This window comes from Stenotrophomonas sp. 86156_Sma, assembly GCF_056481625.1.
The window spans coordinates 2937988-2957742 of the sequence record NZ_CM151157.1 but is presented as its reverse complement, the minus strand read 5'-3'; the positions used below and the strand labels follow the sequence as shown (position 1 = coordinate 2957742).

Below are 19755 nucleotides of genomic sequence, written 5' to 3'. Positions count from 1 at the left end.
AACCGCCGGGGAGCCTGCTGATTCAGTTTGCTTATGACAGGCGTGCCGCAGGGCATGACGCCCACCGGGCATTGCCGGGCGGATGCCTTCAGGCCGCTGCCCGCACCATCTGCTGGTACACCAGCCCGTTGATCTCGCCGACCTCGCCATCCAGCACAAAGCCATAGCGCAGGTAGGTAGGCACTGCATTGAGCGAGGCGCGCACCGTCAGTACCGGCTCGCGTACCTGCGGCAGCACGGCTTCGAACAAGGCATGGCCGATGCCCTGGCCCTGGCAGGCGGGGTCGACGAACAGCATTGCCAGGTGCCGGCCCTCCTTCAGTTCGACCACGCCGATTACGCGCGCATCCTGCTCGGCCACCAGGATGTGGTTGTCACCCTGCAGGCGTGCACCAAACGCATCGGCTGCAGCGACACTGCCGAAGGTGGCGATGCCGGCCGCGCTGAGCGAAGGCGCCACCGCTGCAGTGAACGCAGCCAGGCACACCGCGCTGATCGCGGGCAGGTCATCGACGTGGGCAGGGCGGATCGTCAGCATGTAGTGTTCTTCCAGTGGTGGGCGGCGCGTCATCGTTGCCGCAGACCTGCAGGCTAAGCTGGCGCCATGAGTGAATTCAATCCCGCCCATGCTTCGTTGTTTCCTCAACAAGGACTGAGCGTGGGCCTGATGACGCCGGTTGCGGCGCATGGACTGGCCGACCCGGAGGAGGCACGGCGCATCGCACGGCTGGCCGATGATCTTGGCTTCGCCGCGCTATGGACGCGCGACGTGCCATTGATGGTGCCGCAGGGCCCGGATGCAACAGCGAGTGCGCTGGATGACCCGTTCCTGTGGCTGGGCATGCTGGCTGCAGCGACCGAGCGCATCGTGGTCGGCAGCGCAGCCATTGTGCTGCCGCTGCGGCAGCCGTTGCAGGTGGCGAAGTCGGCGCTGAGCCTGGACCGGATCAGTGGCGGACGTTTCGTGCTCGGGCTGGGTTCGGGTGACCGCCCGGAAGAATTTGCCGCGTTCGGCGAGGATCTGGAGGGTAGGGCGGCGACGTTCCGTGAGCGCTGGACGTTGTTGCGCGCAGCGCTGTCACCGGAGGCCGATGAGCGGACCGCCGTACTGCAGGCGACCGGTGGCTTCGATGTGCTGCCGGCACCGGCGACGCGCATTCCGATGCTGGTGGTGGGTACTGCGCGGCAGAGCCTGCAGTGGATCGCGCGTGAGGCCGAAGGTTGGGCCACCTATCACCGCGAGGAGGTTGCGCAGGAAGGACGCATCGGCCTGTGGCAGCAGGCGCTGGTGCAGCGCGGCGGGGCAGGCAAGCCGTTCGTGCAGTCGATGCAGCTGGACCTGCAGGCGGATCCGCAGGCGCCCGCCGAGCCATTGCCGCTGGGCCTGAAGGTCGGCCGCGACGGGCTGCGCGACTATCTGCGGCGCGTGCATGCGCAGGGCGTGGCGCATGTGATGTTCAATCTGGTCGACAACGGGCGGTCGATGGGCGCCGTGCTGCGCGAGATCGGCGAGCAGGTTCTGCCGGATGTGCTCCGGTAGGTGTCCACCTTGGTGGACACGTTCCAGCAGTCGAGCACGGCTCGACTCTACATGGGGTTCGCATCTGCGTATCATTCGCATTTGATATCCCGATGCCGGAGCTCCGCGTGACCCAACGTTCCCCCATGCACCCGACTGGACGCCTGTTCGCGGCGGTCGCTTTCATCGAGGCCGTGACCTGGGCCGGCCTGCTCATCGGCATGTGGATGAAATACGGCCCGATGGCCAACGTGGCGCTGGTGAAGTTGTTCGGACCCCTGCACGGCGTGGCGTTCCTGGTCTATGTGGCGGTGACGCTGTTCGCGGCAGTGCGCCTGCGTTGGCCGTGGTGGGCCAGTGCCCTGGCCCTGCTGGCGGCGATCCCGCCGCTGGTGACGCTGCCGCTGGAGTGGTGGTTCAAGCGCCGTGGTCTGCTGGGCCTGCGTGCAATGCGCTGAACCCACTGTTGCATGCCCATTCAAGAGAATGGGTATCAAATGCAAATACGAGCCGTTATCATTTAAGGATGGCATCGGGCCCTGAGCAGGACCGGTGCCGGGCGGGGGCGTACAGACGCGCCCGGCCATCCTTTCCTGTTACGGCTGGTGTTTCATGCACGCACGTCCCGTCGTTCCCGGCTTGCCGGCGCTGGTGTTGGCTGCCCTGATCGGCACCATGGCGATGATGTCCTTCGTCGCCGTAATCGGCCCGGTGGTCCGCATGCTCGGTTTGTCCGAGTGGCATGCCGGCCTGTCGGTCACCGCCGCCGGTGTGTTGTGGATGCTGGCCGCGCGCCCCTGGGGCCAGCTCAGCGACCGCATCGGCCGCAAGCGCGTGCTGATGCTGGCGATGAGTGCCTACACCGTGGTCTACATCGCGCTGGCGGTGTTCATCGACGTGGCCCTGCAGGCGGTGCCGCCTGTGTTGGTATCGGTGCTGGTGCTGGTCGGTGCGCGTGGCCTGATCGGCCTGTTCTACGCCGCGGTGCCTCCTACCGCTGCCGCGCTGATCGCCGACAAGGCACCGACCGGGCAGCGTGCGAAATTCCTCGCCCGCCTGGGCAGCGCCAACGCACTGGGGATGGTGCTTGGCCCGGCCGCCGCTGGCTGGCTGGCCTATACGAATCTGTCGCTGGCGCTGTATGTGGCCGCATTGTTGCCGCTGCTTGCGCTGGCATTGCTGGCGTGGCGGTTGCCGGCCACACCGCCGGTGGAGAGCGCTGCTGCGCAACGCCGCCAGCCGATGAGCCGTCTCGATCCACGCCTGCGCCTGCCACAGCTGGCGGCGTTCATCGCCATGGTCTCGGTGACCATCGCGCAGGTCACGGTCGGCTTCTTCGCAATCGACCGCCTCGGCCTGGATGCAGCGGCGGGCGCGCGCATGGCCGGCATTGCACTCACAGCGGTTGGCGTCGGCCTGATCCTGGCGCAGGCGCTGGTGATGAAGCTGGAGGTGCATCCGCGGCGCTGGATCATCCTGGGTGCGTTGATTTCCGGCATCGGTTTCGCTTCGGTGGCCGGCGTGCAGCAGGCCTGGCAATTGCCGGCGGCCTACGCGCTGGCCGCGTTCGGCATGGGTTTCGTATTCCCCTCGTTCCAGGCGCTGGCCGCCGATGCGGTGGAGGCGCACGAGCAGGGCGCCGCGGCCGGCACGGTGGCGGCCGCGCAGGGGCTGGGCATGGTGGCCGGGCCGATGCTCGGCACGCTGTTGTATCGCGGCGGGCCCAGCCTGCCTTACCTGCTGGTCGGCGCGCTGCTGCTGTTGCTGTGCGCGCTGGCCGCCGCGTATCGGATGAAGGAGACCCCATGAACGATTCCCTGATGCAGGGCGCGTGGCCGGAGGCTGCGCCGCCGGCCGTGGATACCATCGACGACGCCTCGCTGTTCCTGTTGCAGCATGCGGGTCAGCATGTGCATGCGCGCGGTTGCCGCGCCGCGCTGCCGAGTGGCGCGCTGGCAACCCTGGCTGAGCGTGTTGCGGAGTTCTTCGCGCAGCAACGCGGCGGGCCGGGGCTGCTGGTCGGCGCGGTGCCGTTCGAGCCGCGTGCTGACGATGCGTTGTACCAGCCCGAGCGCCTGTTGCCTGCGCTGGCATTGCAACCGCAGTCCGCACCGCCGCTGGACGGCGCCCTGCGGGCCGAGCCTGTGCCACAGGACTATGCGTCAGCGGTTGCCGCGGCGGTGCAGGTCCTGCGTGCGCCCGAGCAGAACCTGCACAAGGTGGTGCTGGCGCGCAGCCTGTTGGCACGCACCCGCCAGGCGCTGTCGCCGGACGTGCTGCTGGCACGCCTGGGCGCGGATCCGTCGGTGGCGACCTACGCGGTGCCGTTGCCGGTGGAGCTGGGCCAGGCGCCGGCGTGGCTGGTGGGGGCAACCCCGGAACTGCTGCTGCGCAAGCGCGGTGCCGAACTGCTGTCGCATCCGCTCGCCGGTTCAGCACGCCGCAGCGCCGATGCTGCCGAGGACGAGCGTGCCGCGCAGGCGCTGCTGGCCTCGACCAAGGACCATGACGAGCATCGCCATGTGGTGGACGCCATCGTCGAGGGCCTGGCACCGTACTGCAGCCACATCGATGCACAGCCACGGCCGATGCTGCATGCCACCGCCAGCATGTGGCACCTGGGCACCCGCATCCATGCCACCCTGAAGGATCCGCAGACGTCTGCCGCCGAACTGCTGGCACAGCTGCACCCCACGCCGGCGGTCTGCGGTACGCCGCGGCTGGCGGCACTGCAGCGCATCCGCGAACTGGAACCGGTGCCGCGCGGCTTCTACGCCGGCGCCGTGGGCTGGCTGGATGCGCAGGGTGACGGCGACTGGTACGTGGCGATCCGCTGCGCACGCCTGCAGGGCACGCAGCTGCGCCTGTATGCCGGTGCCGGCATCGTCGCCGAATCGGAACCCGAGGCCGAGGTGGCCGAAACCGCGGCGAAGTTCGCTGCCCTGTTGAACGCGCTGGGTGTCCAGGAATCCGCGCCCGTCATCGAGCCTGCCGCATGACTACCTCCACTGATTCCTCCCGCCTGCCACTGCAGCAGGTGTGGCCTGATGAACTGATGGCGCGCTATCGCGAGGCCGGCCACTGGCGGGGCGAGACCTTCCCGGCGTTCCTGCGCGAGCGCGCGGAACGCTACGCGGATGACATCGCGGTGGTCGCCGGCGATGTCCGCCTGAGCTACGCGCAGCTGTGGCACGAAGCCGGTCGCATCGGTGCCGGACTGCTGGCACTCGGCCTGCAGCCCGGTGAGCGGGTGCTGGTGCAGCTGGGCAACACCGCCGGATTCATCACCACCGTATGCGGACTGTTCCGTGCGGGTCTGGTGCCGGTATATGCGTTGCCGGCGCATCGCATCACCGAACTGGTGCACTTCGCCAACAAGGCCGAGGCCAGTGCCTACATCACTGCCGACCTGCACGATGGCTTTGATCATCGCGGGCTGGCGCGGGCGCTGCAGGCCGAGGTGCCGGCGCTGTGCCACGTGGTCATCGATGGCGATGCGGCGGAGTTCACCGCGCTGGAGGCGCTGCAGGGCGATCGCAGCGAGCTGCCGGCCGACCCGGACCCGCAGTCGGTGGCGTTCCTGCAGATCTCCGGTGGCAGCACCGGCCTGTCCAAGCTGATCCCGCGCACGCACGACGACTACATCTACTCGTTCCGCGCCAGCAATGACCTCTGCGGCATCGACCGCGACAGCGTCTACCTGGTCGCGCTGCCGGCCGCGCACAACTTCCCGATGAGTTCGCCCGGCTTCTTCGGTGCGCTGTATGCCGGCGCCCGCGTGGTACTCAGCCCCGGTCCCGGCCCGGATGCGGCCTTCCCGCTGATCGCCCGCGAACAGGTGACCTGCTGCGGACTGGTGCCGCCGCTGGCGCTGCTGTGGGCGCAGGCGGCGGCAACCACTCCGCACGATCTGTCCAGCCTGCAGGTACTGCAGGTGGGCGGCGCCAAGCTGGTGCCGGAAGCTGCGCGGCGCGTGATCGACGGCCTGGGCTGCACCTTGCAGCAGGTGTTCGGCATGGCCGAGGGCCTGGTCAACTACACCCGCCTGGATGATCCGGAGGAACTGATCGTGGCCTGCCAGGGCCGTCCGATCAGTCCGGACGACGAAGTGCGCGTGGTCGATGACCACGACCAGCCGGTGACTGAGGGTGAAGTGGGTCATCTGCTGACCCGCGGCCCGTACACCATCCGTGGTTACCACAACGATGCGGTGGCCAACGCGCGCTCGTTCACCGACGATGGGTTCTACCGCACCGGTGACCGCGTGCAGCAGTTGCCCGGCGGCTATCTGGTGGTGCAGGGCCGTGCCGGTGACCACATCAACCGCGCGGGCGAGAAGATCTCCGCCGAGGAGATTGAAGATCACCTGCTGGCCCACCCCGGCGTGTTCGACGCCGCCGTGGTCTCCATTCCTGACGAGTATCTCGGTGAGCGCAGCTGCGCGTTCGTGATCCAGCAGGGGGAGCCGATCAAGGCGCCGGCACTGAAAGCCTGGATGCGTACCCGCGGCCTGGCCGCCTTCAAGGTGCCGGACCAGGTCGTGTTCGTCGACAGTTTCGATACCACTGCGGTCGGCAAGATCAGCCGCCGCGAACTGCGTGCGCAGCTGCGTGCGCGTCATCTGCAACAGACAGGAGGAACGCGCTGATGGCGCTGCCCCGTATCACCAACTATCCCTTGCCGACCGCTGCCGAACTGCCGCAGGCGCGTGGCCCCTGGCGCCCGCAGCGTGATCGTGTCGCACTGCTGGTGCACGACATGCAGCGCTACTTCCTGGCCGCATTCGATGCCGGGAACGCACCGCTGCGGCCGGCGGTGGACAACATCGCGCGCCTGCTGGCGCATTGCCGCGCGCAGGGTATTCCGGTGTTCTACACCGCCCAGCATGGCGATCAGGACCGCCGTGACCGCGGCCTGCAGGCTGACCTGTGGGGGCCGGGCATGCGCCGCAGTGCCGACCATGAGCCGATCATCGAGGCACTGGCACCGCAGCCGGGCGAGCATGTGCTGGTGAAGCACCGCTACAGCGCGTTCCAGCGCAGCAACCTGGAAACGCTGATGCGGGTGCGCGGCCGTGACCAGTTGCTGGTGACTGGCGTGTACGCCCATATCGGCTGCACCGCGACCGTGGTGGAGGCGTTCCAGCGCGATATCGAGGCGTTCATCGCAGCCGATGCGGTGGCGGACTTTTCGCGTGCCGATCACGATCAGGCGCTGCACTGGATCGCACGCACCTGTGGCGTGCCGATGACCACCGATCAGTTGCTGGAGGTGCTGTGATGGCTGCCACGGGTGATGCGCTGGATCTGGAGCGGATGCGTACCGACGTTGCGCGCGTGCTGGAGTGCACGCCGGCCGAGATCGGTGACGACGACAACCTGATCGACCTGGACCTGGACTCGATGCGCATGCTCGGCCTGGTCCTGGCCTGGGGCAACACCGGGTTGCCGCTGGAGTTCTCGCAGTTGGCCGAACACACCACGCTGCGCCAGTGGTGGGGTGTGGTGCAGAAGCTGCAGGCCGCGCAGAACGCATGAACGCCGCTGTGCTGGCCACGCCGGTGGCACTGACCGAGGCCCAAGCCGGACTGTGGTTCGCGCAGCGGCTGGCACCGGAGAATCCGTCGTTCAATACCGCGCATGCCGTGTGGATCGACGGTCCGCTGGATGTGGCCGCGTTCGTCGTCGCGGCAGACCAGGCAGCGGGCGAAGCCCAGGCCTTCGCACTGCGCTTTGCCGAGGGGGCCGACGGCCAACCGCTGCAGTGGCATGACCCGGCACATGTGCCGCTGCTTTCGCTGCGCGATCTATCCGTCGAGGCCGAGCCGGCATCGGCGGCGCGTGCCGTGATGCAGGCCGACCGGCTCAGCGCGGTCGATCCGACCCGCGACCGCATAAGCCAGCAGGTGTTGTTCGATCTGGGTGGGCAGCGCTGGGTCTGGTATCTGCGTGTGCATCACCTTGCAGCCGATGGCTATGGCATGGCGCTGTTCACTGATCGCGTATGCGCCTTGTATGCCGGTCGTGCGGGTGAGGCACTGCCGGGACTGGCGGGCGTGCTGGCCGATGATGCCGCGTATCGTGCTGATCCGCGGCGCGAGCAGGCCGGGCAGTGGTGGCGTGAGTACATACTGGGCGCACCGGCAGGCGTGGGCCTGGCGGGCACCGTGGCGGCCAGCGACGATGCGCTGCGCTGGGTGCAGCCGCTGGATGTGGGGTTCCGAGAGCAGCTGTTGCAGGCCTCGGTGCGTTGGCTGCAGCCCTGGCCGGATGTGCTGGCCGCGTTGTCGGCCGAGTACCTGCGGCGGATGAGCGCTGCCGATGAAGTGGTGCTGGGCGTGCCCTACATGGGGCGGCTCGGCAACGCGTCGGCGCGGGTGCCGGCGATGGTGATGAACGTGCTGCCGCTGCGCGTGGCGGCCGGCGAGGGCAGCGTCGAGGCCTTTACCCGCGGCCTGGGCCGGCAGCTCAGCCAGGGCCGCAAGCACGGCCGTTACCGCGGTGAGCAGTTGCGCCGGGACCTGGGCCTGGTCGGCGCGCAGCAGCGCCTGCACGGTCCGCTGGTGAATGTGCAGCCGTTCTACAAGCCGCTGGCACTGAACGGCGTGCGGGCGACGCTGGAGGTGCTGTGCACCGGGCCGGTGGATGATCTGACGCTGGGCTTCCGTGGCGACGGCCAGCACCTGCTGGATCTGGAGATCGAGGCCAATCCCGCGTTGTACAGTCGGGACGATGTGGAGGCGCACGCGACGCGGTTGCTGCATTTCGTGTCGGCGGCGCTGGAGGCCGAAGACATCGCAGCGGTGCCGCTGGCCACCGTCGCAGAAGCGCAGCAGGTGGTGCATGGTTTCAATGCCACCGCGCATGCGCTGCCACAGACTACGTTGGTTGAACTGCTGCAGCAGGGCATGGATCGTGATCCGCATGCGCCTGCGCTGGTGTTCGGCGACACTACGCTGGACTACGCAACGCTGGAAGCGCGGAGTTTCGCGCTGGCGGCACAACTGCGCGCGATGGCGGTCGGTCCGGGCAGTGTGGTGGCGGTGGCATTGCCGCGCTCGCTGGAACTGGTGATCGCGCTGGTGGCGGTGCTGCGTGCGGGTGCCACCTACCTTCCGCTGGACCTTGCCCATCCCGATGAGCGCCTCGCGCGTATTCTCGCCTCGGCGCAGCCGGCGTGCGTACTGGCTGCGGCAGAGGTATCGGCGCGCATGGACGGCGTGCCGGTGCTTGCCCCCGACCAATGGACCGCGCTGAGTTTCGCAGCACCGTGGGCCGATCCGGCGCCCAGCGATGCAGCCTATGTGATCTATACCTCCGGTTCGACCGGCGAGCCGAAGGGCGTGGTCATCGAGCACCGTGCCATCGTCAATCGCCTGCTGTGGATGCGCGAGCACTACGGCATCCGTTCCGATGACCGTGTTCTGCAGAAGACCCCGGCCACGTTCGATGTCTCGGTCTGGGAATTCTTCCTGCCGCTGCTGTGCGGCGCGACGCTGGTGGTGGCGGGCCCGGACGCGCATCGCGATCCGACCGAGCTGGCACGGCTTGTGCGTGCCCACGACATCACCACCGCACATTTCGTGCCGTCGATGCTCGACGCGTTCCTTGCCGCGCCGGCCTCCGAAGGCCTGCAGCTGCGCCGCGTGTTCACCAGTGGCGAGGCGCTGGACGCGTCGTTGCGTGATCGTTTCCATGGGCGCGTGCAGGCCGAACTGCATAACCTGTATGGCCCGACCGAAGCGGCCGTGGACGTGAGCTACTGGCCGGCTTCGGCGCAGGACCGCTCACGGCCGGTACCGATCGGCTTCCCGGTCTGGAACACCCGCCTGTACGTGCTGGACGCGCGGATGCAGCCGCTGCCGGTGGGTGTGCCGGGCGACCTGTATCTGGGGGGCGTGCAGCTGGCGCGCGGCTATCTCGGTCGCGATGACCTGACCGCCGAACGCTTCCTGGCCGATCCCTTCCTGCCAGGGGAGCGCATCTACCGTACTGGCGACGTGGCGCGCTGGCGCAGTGACGGCGCAGTCGAATACCTGGGCCGCAGCGACCATCAGGTAAAGCTGCGCGGCCTGCGCATCGAGCTCGGTGAAATTGAAGCGGCATTGCGCGAGCTGCCGGGCATGGATCGGGTGGAGGTGCTGCTGCGCCAGGACGCTCCCGGTGACGCCAGGCTGGTGGCCTACGTGCCTTCGGCACTTGCCGATGCGGCGACGCTGCGCAGCCATCTGGCCACGCGGGTGCCGGACTACATGGTGCCGTCGGCCTTTGTCGGCGTGGAGTACTGGCCGGTGACCGCCAACGGCAAGCTGGACCGCAACGCGCTGCCGAAACCACCGCAGCAGGAAGCGGGTGGACTGTTGCCGCGCACGCCTCTGGAACAGGAACTGGCCGCGCTGTTCGCACAGGCGCTGGGCCGCGAGACACCGGTGGCGGTGGATGCGGACTTCTTCAGCCTCGGCGGCGACTCGCTCTCGGCGGTGCACCTGCTGCTGGCCATCGAAAAACGCTGGCGCTGTGACCTCGGCCTCGGTGCCTTGTTCGCGCAGCCGACCGTGGCCGCATTGGCGACGCGCATTGCCGAACCGCCGGCGCTGGCCGACCACGCATTGGGGCCGGTGATCTCGCTGGCTGCGACTGACGCTGATGGGCCCATTCCGTTGTTCGTGCTGCACCCGGCCGGTGGCATCGCCTGGAACTACCGGACGCTGGCGCGCGCCCTGCAGCCGGCACGCCCGGTATATGGCCTGCAGTCGCCCGCGCTGGATCCGAAGCAACCGTTGCCGTCCAGCATCGAAGCCATGGCCAATGACTATGTGCAGCGGGTGGTCACGCTGCAACCGAAGGGACCGGTGCATCTGCTGGGCTGGTCGGTGGGCGGCATCCTCGCCCAGGCGATGGCGGTGCGTCTGCATGAAATCGGGCGTGAAGTCGGTGAACTGGTGCTGCTCGACGCCTACCCCAGCGAATGCTGGCGGGCTGAGCCGGAACCCGATGCCATCGCCGCATTGCGTGCGCTGCTGGCGATTGCAGGCCATGACCCGGAGGCGCATCCGGAGCTGGACAGTCGTGAACGCATTCTTGGTTTCCTGCGCCGTGGCGGTAGTGCGCTCGGCAGCCTGCCGGATGTAGTGCTCGATGGCGTGGTGCGTGCGGTGACCGGCACCAACCGGTTGATCCGCGAGCACATCCACCAACCGTTCGACGGCACGCTGGTGCACGTGCGCGCTGGCCGGGATCATCAGGCGCGGCCGCAGCTGCAGTCGGCACTGTGGCGCACGCACGCGCGCAGGGTGCAGGCGCTGGAACTGCCGTTCCTGCATGCCGAGCTGACCGGACGCGATGCGGTGGCGCAGCTGGCACCGTGGTTGTCGGCGCGCCTGCGCCACTGGGATGAGCAACAGGAGATCGCAACATGCAGTTGACCGGCTTTGAAGGTCGCGTGGCACTGGTGACCGGCGCCGCCGGTGGCATCGGCGAGGCCCTGGTACGGCTGTTGGCCGAGGCCGGCTGCACGGTCGTGGCAACCGATCGCGAGGCGCCCGTGGTAGCGGATGCACGTGTGCAGGCGTTTGCGCTCGACGTGACCGACAGCGCGGCGGTGGACGCCCTGGTGGATCGTGTGGAAGCCAGCATTGGGCAGATCGGCCTCGCCGCAAGCGTGGCGGGTGTTCTGCATGTGGGAGCTGTTGCGGAGACCACGGATGCCGATTGGCGCCGGGTGTTCGCAGTCAATGCCGATGGTGTGTTCCATGTTGGCCGTGCGCTGGCGCGGGTGATGTCACCGCGAGGCCAGGGCGCGATCGTCACCGTCAGTTCGAATGCCGCCGGCGTGCCGCGGCACGGCATGGCCGCCTATGCCGCGTCCAAGGCCGCCGCCACGATGTTCACCCGCTGCCTCGGGCTGGAGCTGGCGCCGCTGGGCATCCGCTGCAACATCGTCGCCCCGGGTTCAACGCTGACCCCGATGCAGACCGGCATGTGGCAGGACGAGCACGGCGCCGAGCGGGTGATCGCCGGCAACCTGGAGACGTACAAGGCCGGCATCCCGCTGCGCAAGCTGGCGACCCCGGAAGACATTGCCCATTCGGTGATGTTCCTGCTCTCCGAGCAGGCCGGGCACGTGGCGATGAGCGATCTGTACGTCGACGGCGGCGCCACCCTGCGCGGGTGAGTCCTGCTGATGCCGTCCGCTGGCCGGCAATCCATGGTCCCTGGTAGTGCCGGCCGCTGGCCGGCAATCCATGGTCCCTGGTAGTGCCGGCCGCTGGCCAGCAGCCCATAGTCTCCGGTAGTGCCGGCCGCTGGCCGGCAACCTCATTCAACTTCAGACATCTCCGAACATCCATCGAGGCATGGCCTGACGTTCAACGCGCAATGATCGCTCCACCATGGGGCATGAGCAGCCACCGCCTCCGCCTGGGCCGACGTTCCATTGTCGGTCAGGTCTACGTTCTGACAACGACGACACATCAGCGCCGCCGGCTCTTTGAAAGCGAAGCTGCAGTGGCATGTGTAATCGACCAGTTCCATTACATCGAACGTCGGGGGCTGGTGCAGTCACTCGCATGGGTCGTCATGCCGGATCACGTCCACTGGATGTTCGAGCTGCGCGGAGGTCCCCTTTCAGGCATTGCGCGCCGAATGAAGTCGTCGAGCGCGCTTGCCTTGAATCGCCTGGCTGGCCGTCGAAGTACGGTATGGCAGCCTGGCTACTTCGACCACGCCGTGAGGGCCGAGGAGTCGCTGGCGCGGCAGGCGCTGTACATCCTGGGGAATCCGGTACGCGCCGGTCTTGCCGAGCAGATCGGCGAGTACCCGCATGCGTGGTCGGCCTGGACGTGATGCCGGCCAGCGGCCGGCACTACCAGGCTTTCGAGCGAGACGGTTGCGGCAATACACGTTGCAGTCAGGGCTGCGTCAGGCGGTAGACCAGTACACGGTTGTCGTTGTCGTACGGGCTGTCGCAGGATTGGCCCTGCATGCGGCAGTGGCGGGCGATGAAGTCGTTGTCGTTGCCGATCAGCAACAGCACGTCGTTCGGATGCTGCGGGTCGAGCGCTGGCAGTACGTCCATGGCTTCCCACTTTTCCGAGAGCAGACCGGCATGCGGGCCGCGCTTGGTGTCCAGGTCAAGGCCGGCACGCGCGAGCTGCGGGCGGTCGAGCAGGTTCAGCAGTTCATCGCTGCGTGCGGGCACGATCCCTGACTTCAACGTGGTGTCCGCCGCATCAGCCAGCACCGAGGTCGTGCCGGTTTCATAGGCGCTGCCGGCCAGATTGCTGGCATCGGCCACATCAACAAGCAACACCGACTTGTAGACGATCGGGTCGTCGCCGTCCTTGCCCAGGCCATTGCCATCACGGGCCAGCAGCAGGAATCGGTGCGCGTCCAGTGCGCGCAGCTCGCTCTGCGCGGCAGTGCGGTCCAGCTTGCCCTTGCCGTCGTGCGCGTAGGCGGGCAGGGCCATCACGTAATGGCCGATAGGTTGCTGTGGCGTCGGCGAGGCCGTCACGTCATAGACCAGCACGCGGGTGTTGATGCGCCCGGCCGCGTTGCCTTTTGCGCTGTCCTGCAGCGTCGCGCTCTGAAGGGCCACGAACAGGCGGGTACCGTCGGGGGACAGGCCCATGCCTTCCACGCCCTGGTTGTTGCGCCGGCCAGTCTGCGGCGCCGCCAGCGAACCGAAGGCGGGCTTGCCATCGCGCTGCGGACGGATCGCCGGCGGCGCCATGATCACGCCCTGCAGCTGGCCCTGTGCATCGAAGTAGTAGACGTTGGCGGTGTACTCATCGCCGATGTAGAAGTGGCCATCGGCGGTGAACTGCAGCGACTCCGCATCCAGCGAGACCTTGCCCGCGCCTGCGCCGCTGGCCGGTGAGGGCAGCACCACATCGCGCTGGGTGATCGTGTGCTCACCCGGGTCGGCACCGGTGAACGGCTGCCCCTTGAAATCCTTAAGTACCACGCCCTTGTCGGGCACCATGCTCAGCGTGCCAAGCGCAGGCCTGCCCGGGGTAACGTCGATGCGCAGCGGCATGCGCTCCACGCGACCGGCGTAGTCGTAGAACAGGCCGGCCTCGGGATCATTACGACCGCGGTCGGGCAGGGTCCAGAGCACGCCTTCGTAGCCGCTGGCGGTGCGCTTCCAGGTGCCGGGCTGCACCGCCAGCGACGAGAACGAGCCCAGCGTATCGCCGAGGAAGTCCACCGTGCCCGCGGGCAACCCTCCGGCAGCGACCAGGCCCTTGTCCACATAGGTACGACCGCCCAGCTGCAGGGTGCGCGGTGGTGCACCCGTTGCCTCATGCGGAGCGGAGTATCCGCTGGCGGAGAGGGTGGCCAGCAGCAGGGCGGTCGTGAGCATCAGTGGACTCCGGGCGGAAGATCAGAAGCGAAGGTCGATCGTACCGAACACCTGGCGCGGTGCCGAGGCATGGAACACGTACAGCTTGCCGGCCGGGTCGCTGGGTGCGAACACGCTCGAATCCAGGTTGCTGGCGTAGCGCTTGTTGGTCAGGTTGGTCACGTTGAACGACAGGCGCATGCCCTTGGCGAAGCCGACCTCGCCGAAGTCATAGCCACCGGCGAGGTCGAACACGGTGAAGCCGCCGAAGCCCTGGTCGTTGGTGTAGGTGTAGAAGCGCTCGCCGGTGTACTTGCCACGCAGGCTGGCGAACCAGCCGTTGTCGCGCCAGGTGATCTCGGTGGCCAGCAGCTGCTTGGGCGTGTCGGTCTGGATCTTGCCCTTGATCTGCTGCTCGACACCGGCCTGCACGTAATTGGAGGCGTAGGTCGAACGGTTCAGCGAGGCCGAGGTGTACCAGCTGAAGTGCTCGTTCGGGGTCCACAGCACGGTCAGCTCGGCACCGCGGCTGTCGACGCCGCCGACGTTGTAGAAGCGGTTGCCGCAGGTCGGGCCGACCGGCTGCCGCGAATCGCAGGGGTTGTACTGCAGCAGGCGGTTGTCGAAGCGCACGCTGTAGGCCGCGATCGAGGCCTGCAGGGTATCGGTGACGAAGCGGTAGCCGGCTTCGAGTGAGCGCGACTCCTCCGGTTTCAGGTTGCCCTGTGCGTTCCAGGTGGCCTGGCTGACCGCCTGCGGACCGAGCTTGAAGCCGCCCTGGAACATGGCGATGTTCTCGGCATAGCTGGCGAAGATCTCGTGGTGCTCGGACAGGCGGAAGTTGGCGCCGATGCTGGGCAGGAAATTCTTGCTGGCCTTCAACGAACCGGTGGCGAACTGGTTGTTGGAGGTCGGCGAGATCGGCGTCTTCGCGTCGCCCGGCAGTGCCTGTGCATCGGAGGTGGCGTGCGGGCTCTTGGCGCCGAACTCCAGGGTCAGGCGGTCATCGAGCAGGCGCCAGGTATCTTTCAGGAAGAACTGATGGGTCTTCCAGCGCGTGCGCTGGGCGAACACGCCGACGTCGGAGGGCAGGGTGTTCATGCCGCTCAGGTCACGCGGGCCGTCCACCGCAGTCTGGTAGCGCTCGGCGCTGCTGGTGTTGCGCTCGTACCAGACGCCGCCTTCGATGCGATGTGCGCCCAGCTCCCAGTCGAAAGACAGCGTGCCGCCGTCACGGTCGATGGTGTAGATGGTGTTGCGGAAGATGATCGGGATTTCCTGCGCGGTGCCCTTGTTCGACCACGCGCCGCTGTTCCAGTTGTGGCCTTCGCCGCGGTCATCGTGGTGGTAGGCCAGGGCGCGCAGGCTGAAGCCATCGGCCAGGAAGAAGTCGCCGGCCAGGTAGTAGAGGTTGTCATCGCGCAGGATCTGCCCGGCAGTGAATGCACCATCGGCATCCTTGTCCGGACCGCTGCTGTCGCACTTCTTCGCGTTGAAGCTGGCGGTATTGCAGTAGGCCTTGGCCACGGCCTTGTTCCAGTCCGGCGCGTAGCCGCCCCAGTCCCAGCCCAGGCCGCGCGACATCTCGTCCTTGGACAGGTAGAAGTAGTCCGCCTGGGTGGTGCGCGAGGTATCGACGAAACCGGTGATCTGGCCGCGGCCAAAGTTCCACACGCCCTTGGCGTTGAACTGCTTGGTGGTGGATTTGTTGTAGGCGGTCTGGTCGTTCCACAGATCGGAGACGGCATTCATGCCGGAAACGTAGCCGGAGAAGCCGTTGTACTCGCCGCTGTCCACGCGCACGAAGGTGCGGCGGTTGGCATCGCTGCCGAAGGTCTGCACCACGCGGCCACCCAACTCCTGGGCTGGGCGGTCAGAGGTATACGAGATGGTGCCGCCGAGGTTGCTGGTGGACGGCGTGCCGAGGCTGCCGATGCCCACCGCCAGTTCCGCGCCGGCCATGTTCTCGCTGATCAGCGCACGGTTGATGGTCAGGCCGTTGTAGTTGTTGTACGCGCCGTCGCCCAGCGGCACGCCGTCGAGCGTGTAACCGAGACGGGTGGAGTTGAAGCCGCGCAGGCTCAGTGTCATCGACTGCTCGTTGGTGCCCAGCGCATCGGCCGACTGCGCGTTGACGCCAGGCAGTAGATTGAGCGTCTTCTGCAGGCTGGTGCCCGGCGGCAGGATGTCGAGGTTCTCGCGGGTGATGCGCTGCACCTGGCGCGCTTCACCGCTGCCGATCACAGAGACTGCATCGAGGTTGGTCGCGGAGGGCGTGCTGGAGGTCGGGGCAGCATCCTGCGCCCAGGCCGCGGGAGCGAGCGCGATCGACAGCGCAGCGGCCAACAAAGTCTTCGTCATGTTACGGACACTCAGGCAGGCACGAGCCACCGCACGTGCGCGGAGCTCATGGAGTTCAAAAGGGGAGACAAGCGATGCGACCGGTGGCGCTGCAGGCGCCGTGGATCAACGTGAAAATGGTGCGCTAGACAGATGACTGTCTGGTGACATGTTCATTCGTTGTGAGGCGCCTACCAAGACGGGTAGTGCCGGCCGCTGGCCGGCAGCCACGTGGACCCATCTGGCAATGTGCAGCTGCCGGCCAGCGGCCGGCACTACCAATCGGTGTTCAGCGCGGCTTGCGCGTACGCTTCGGCTTCGCGGTATCTGCACCGCTGGCGGCACCATCCTGCAGCGCCTGCAGCCAGGACAGGGTGTCCACGTAGTCGATGAAATGCCGCAGGTAGCCAGGGCTGGTCGCCTGCATCGTATCCAGCATGCGTTGCACCAGCACCGCCGAGTTCAACGGACCGCCATCGGCCGGGGCCTCGGTGCGCAGCGAGCGGCGTACCTGCAGTTCGCTGCGCAGTTCCGACCACTCGCGCTGCACCTGCTGCAGCATCGGCACCTGCGGGTAATGCGGCAGCGAACGCGATCCCGCATCGAGATCGCGCACCAGTGCGCGCAGGCCCTCCAGTGCGGGCGGCTTACTTGGCATCCGCGGCCTTGGGCTTGGGAATCGGTGCGATTTCCACGCGACGGTTGCGCGCGCGGCCATCTTCGCTGGCATTGGAGCTGACCGGCTGCTCGCTGCCGAACGCGGCGGCAAACACCGCATCGGCCGGTACGCCATCGGCAATCAACGTGCGGGTCACGGTCAGCGATCGCTGCGCGGACAGCTCCCAGTTGTCGGCGAAACGCCGGTTGCCTTCGCGCACCGGCGCGTCATCGGTGAAGCCGCTGACCATCAGGATCTCTTCGCGCGTCCCCAGATAGGCGGCCAGCGGTGCGGCCAGGCTGCGCAGCAGCTCCTGGCCTTCCGGCTGCAGCTGGTCCGAGTTCAGCGCGAACAGCACGCTGCCGCTGATACCGATGCGGCCATCGACCAAGGTCACGCGACCGGCGGCCAGCGGGCCGGCCAGCGCCTGTTCCAGCGTCTGCAGTCGCTTGGCTTCGGCCTGGCGCTGCTTCACTTCCTGGTCCAGCCGCTGCGACAGCTCCAGCTGCACGGCGACCACGCCAACCAGGATCAGCACGAACGCGCCCAGCAGCACCGACATCAGGTCGCCAAAGGCGGCCCAGATCGGGGCGTGCGAACCGCCGTCGACCTCCAGCTCGTCGCTCATGCGCTGCCGGCCTTGCCGCGGCGCGTGGCCAGCTGCTGCAGTTCTTCCATCACCTGCTTCTGCGACAGCAGGCTGAGGTCGACCACCTCGCGCGCCTGCGCCACGTAGTAGGCCAGCTGCTCGTCGCTGCGCGCCAGCGAGGCATCCAGTGCGCCGCCGATCTGTTCCAGGCGGCCGGACAACTCGGTGGAGGCGCTGCCGAACTGCGCAACCGCATCGCCGAAGGCGCCAGCCAGCTGGCCGACGTCACCGGCGCTGCCGCTGAGCGCTGCGGCAATGCCATCCAGCTTGCCGGTCTCGGCGGCGATATGGTCGGTGAAGCGGTTGCCGACGCGTTCCAGCAGCTCGGCCGAACCACCGACCAGCGCGTCCACGGCGGTGCGCTGTTCGTGCGAGGCATGGTTGATCGCATCCAGCAGGGTCTGCACGGTGGCCAGCAGGCGGCCGCGCTCTTCCAGCATCGCGTTGTCGCGCACCAGGCTCTCGGAGAGCGTGCTGCGCAGCTCGTTGATGACGTCGGCGGCGGCCTTCGGCGCAGCGGCGGCGGTCTGCAGCAGGGTGGACACTTCCGCCAGCGTGGCGCTGGCCTGGGCGCGGCCGTTCTCGCCGATCTGCTGTGCGGTGGCCGCCAGCGTGTCGCAGACCTGCTGCTGCTGCGCGGCCAGGCGTTCACCGTTGGCCTGCAGGCGCTCGGCCAGATCGGCGGAAACGTGCTGCAGGGCATCGCTCCAGCGCTGCAGGCGCTGTTCGTCGCCGGCCTGCAGCTGGGCCTGCAGCGCGGCGTGGGCCTGCTGCAGTTCGGCACTGACCGCATCCCAGCGTGCCTGGCGCTGCTGCTCGCGGCTGTCCAGGCGGGCCTGCAGTTCGGCGTGCGCGGTCGCGGCGGCGGCCTGCGCGGCCTGCCACTGCTGCGAGCGCTGCTCTTCATGATCCTGCAGCAGCGACTGGCTGGCGCTGTGATGCTGTTCCAGTGCCTGCAGCAGCGCCTGCGCACGCGCGTCCAGATGCTCGCTGGTGGCCAGCAATGCCTGCTGCTGGCGTTCGACCAGCGCGGTATTCAATGCCTGCTGCTGTTCGGCGGCGGCGCGCCAGGCCTCGGCATTGCCGCTGGCATCGGCATGCAGGCGCTCGCCGATGCGTGTCACCAGTGCTTCGGCCTGCGTGCCCTGGCCATCGCTGAAGGCCTGCAGGTGCTGACGCAGATCACTGACCAGTGCCTGCTGTGTCTGGCTCTGTTCACTCAACGCCTTGGCCCAGCTGGCCTCGGTCGCCACGCGGCTGCGCTCGAAGCCTTCGCTCAGGCCAGACAACTGCTGCTGCACCGCCTGTTCGACACGGGCATGCAGCGCCTCGCCATGGTGGGCCAGTCCGGCCAGGGTGGTCTCGGCCATCGGCTGCAGCGCGCCACCGATGGCGGCGGCGCTGGCCTCGGCACCCTCGCGCAGCGACTGCTGCAGCGAGACGGCCAGGCGTTCCTGCAGCGCCTGGCTCTGGGTCAGGAACTCGGCCTGGCCGGCCAGCAGGCGCTCATTGGCGGCCGCACTGTGCTGTTCGAAGGTGCTGGTCATCGCCTGCAGGCGGTCGACCAGCGCCGGCAGCGCGGCGGACTGTGCCTGCAGCAGTCGCAGCGACTCGGCGCGCTGCCAGGCCTGCGAGTACGGGTGCAGGTCGCCGGCAATGGCACGGTCCAGCTGCTGCACGGCCTGCAGGCGGTCACGGCGCAGCAGCGCCGCCAGCAGGCCGAGCATGGCCGAACTGGCAACACCGGCGATCGAGGTGCCGAACGCCACCGCCAAGCCCTGCACCGGCGAGGCCAGCGAGCCGCGGATGGCGGCCATGTCGGTCGCGCTCTGCAGGGCCAGGCCAGTGCCGCGCAGCGTGTCCATCATGCCGAGCAGGGTGCCGAGCATGCCCAGCAGCACCAGCAGTCCAACCAGGTACGGGGTCAGCACCGGCGCGGGCAGGGCGGTGCGCTCGCCTTCCACGCGCAGGCGCACGGCGTTGCGCAGGCCCACCGGCACGCGCTCCAACCAGGGCGCAAGGCTCTCCTTCGCGCTGGACAGGTCACTCAGTGCGCTGCGCAGGCCGTTGCTGGCCTGCCGATAGCGGTACAGCTCCACGCCACCGGCGATGTAGCAGGCCGCGATGATTGCCGCTACCGCTGCACCCAGCGGATGCACCGAAACGTAGCCAATGCCGATCCAGCACACGGCCAGCAGGCCGACAAGGAAAACAACGACATGGAAAGCAGTTCTGGACATGGTG

16 protein-coding genes are annotated in these 19755 nt (G+C 67.9%); 10 read left to right on the top strand and 6 right to left on the bottom strand.

Features of this window, described 5'->3' with window-relative positions; translation table 11 throughout:
• Positions 1-88 precede the first annotated feature (88 nt).
• A complete protein-coding gene (locus tag ACZK33_RS13720; protein WP_423174197.1) occupies positions 89-538 on the bottom strand; it encodes a GNAT family N-acetyltransferase in 450 nt (149 codons plus the stop codon).
• Positions 539-604: 66 nt separating this feature from the next.
• Here ACZK33_RS13720 and ACZK33_RS13715 point away from each other — a divergent pair, with 66 nt between their 5' ends.
• The 10 genes from ACZK33_RS13715 to ACZK33_RS13670 all read left to right on the top strand — a co-directional run bounded on the left by ACZK33_RS13715 (position 605) and on the right by ACZK33_RS13670 (position 12363).
• On the top strand, positions 605-1540 hold the full coding sequence (locus ACZK33_RS13715; RefSeq protein WP_423174198.1) for a TIGR03571 family LLM class oxidoreductase: 936 nt from the start codon (positions 605-607) through the stop codon (positions 1538-1540).
• Positions 1541-1665: 125 nt separating this feature from the next.
• Positions 1666-1977: a DUF3817 domain-containing protein gene (locus ACZK33_RS13710; protein WP_032129991.1), complete on the top strand. Its 312-nt coding sequence runs from the start codon at positions 1666-1668 to the stop codon at positions 1975-1977.
• A 154-nt stretch (positions 1978-2131) separates the two neighbouring features.
• Positions 2132-3328 (top strand): MFS transporter, encoded by a 1197-nt coding sequence (locus ACZK33_RS13705; protein WP_423174199.1) that lies wholly within the window; start codon positions 2132-2134, stop codon positions 3326-3328.
• Positions 3325-4518 carry an isochorismate synthase gene (locus tag ACZK33_RS13700; protein ID WP_423174200.1) on the top strand — a complete coding sequence of 398 codons (1194 nt, stop codon included), beginning with the start codon at positions 3325-3327 and terminating at the stop codon, positions 4516-4518. Before ACZK33_RS13705 ends, ACZK33_RS13700 begins: the two co-directional genes overlap by 4 nt.
• Positions 4515-6167 (top strand): (2,3-dihydroxybenzoyl)adenylate synthase, encoded by a 1653-nt coding sequence (locus ACZK33_RS13695; RefSeq protein WP_423174201.1) that lies wholly within the window; start codon positions 4515-4517, stop codon positions 6165-6167. The genes ACZK33_RS13700 and ACZK33_RS13695 overlap by 4 nt, the downstream gene beginning before the upstream one ends.
• A complete protein-coding gene (locus ACZK33_RS13690) occupies positions 6167-6799 on the top strand; it encodes an isochorismatase family protein (protein ID WP_317217382.1) in 633 nt (210 codons plus the stop codon). Before ACZK33_RS13695 ends, ACZK33_RS13690 begins: the two co-directional genes overlap by 1 nt.
• Positions 6799-7056 carry a phosphopantetheine-binding protein gene (locus ACZK33_RS13685; protein WP_049401311.1) on the top strand — a complete coding sequence of 86 codons (258 nt, stop codon included), beginning with the start codon at positions 6799-6801 and terminating at the stop codon, positions 7054-7056. The genes ACZK33_RS13690 and ACZK33_RS13685 overlap by 1 nt, the downstream gene beginning before the upstream one ends.
• Positions 7053-10943, top strand: coding sequence for an enterobactin synthase subunit F (locus ACZK33_RS13680; RefSeq protein ID WP_423174202.1), 3891 nt, complete (start codon positions 7053-7055; stop codon positions 10941-10943). The genes ACZK33_RS13685 and ACZK33_RS13680 overlap by 4 nt, the downstream gene beginning before the upstream one ends.
• The gene (locus ACZK33_RS13675) at positions 10934-11692 is read left to right on the top strand and encodes a 2,3-dihydro-2,3-dihydroxybenzoate dehydrogenase (protein WP_423174203.1); all 759 of its coding nucleotides are present in this window, start codon (positions 10934-10936) and stop codon (positions 11690-11692) included. The genes ACZK33_RS13680 and ACZK33_RS13675 overlap by 10 nt, the downstream gene beginning before the upstream one ends.
• Before the next feature lie 224 nt (positions 11693-11916).
• Positions 11917-12363 carry an REP-associated tyrosine transposase gene (locus ACZK33_RS13670; protein WP_423174204.1) on the top strand — a complete coding sequence of 149 codons (447 nt, stop codon included), beginning with the start codon at positions 11917-11919 and terminating at the stop codon, positions 12361-12363.
• A gap of 64 nt (positions 12364-12427) precedes the next feature.
• Here the strand turns inward: ACZK33_RS13670 and ACZK33_RS13665 are convergent, their stop codons facing one another.
• From ACZK33_RS13665 to ACZK33_RS13645, 5 genes are all read right to left on the bottom strand, one after another.
• Positions 12428-13885, bottom strand: a complete 1458-nt coding sequence (locus tag ACZK33_RS13665) for an esterase-like activity of phytase family protein (protein ID WP_423174205.1) — start codon at positions 13883-13885, stop codon at positions 12428-12430.
• A 21-nt stretch (positions 13886-13906) separates the two neighbouring features.
• The gene (locus tag ACZK33_RS13660) at positions 13907-16225 is read right to left on the bottom strand and encodes a TonB-dependent receptor (RefSeq protein ID WP_423174206.1); all 2319 of its coding nucleotides are present in this window, start codon (positions 16223-16225) and stop codon (positions 13907-13909) included.
• Between the two features lie 268 nt (positions 16226-16493).
• A complete protein-coding gene (locus ACZK33_RS13655; protein WP_423174207.1) occupies positions 16494-16922 on the bottom strand; it encodes a DUF2894 domain-containing protein in 429 nt (142 codons plus the stop codon).
• Positions 16852-17490, bottom strand: a complete 639-nt coding sequence (locus ACZK33_RS13650) for an OmpA family protein (RefSeq protein WP_046986176.1) — start codon at positions 17488-17490, stop codon at positions 16852-16854. Before ACZK33_RS13650 ends, ACZK33_RS13655 begins: the two co-directional genes overlap by 71 nt.
• Complete coding sequence (locus ACZK33_RS13645) at positions 17487-19751, bottom strand: DUF802 domain-containing protein (protein ID WP_423174208.1); 2265 nt, start codon at positions 19749-19751, stop codon at positions 17487-17489. The genes ACZK33_RS13650 and ACZK33_RS13645 overlap by 4 nt, the downstream gene beginning before the upstream one ends.
• Positions 19752-19755 lie beyond the last annotated feature (4 nt).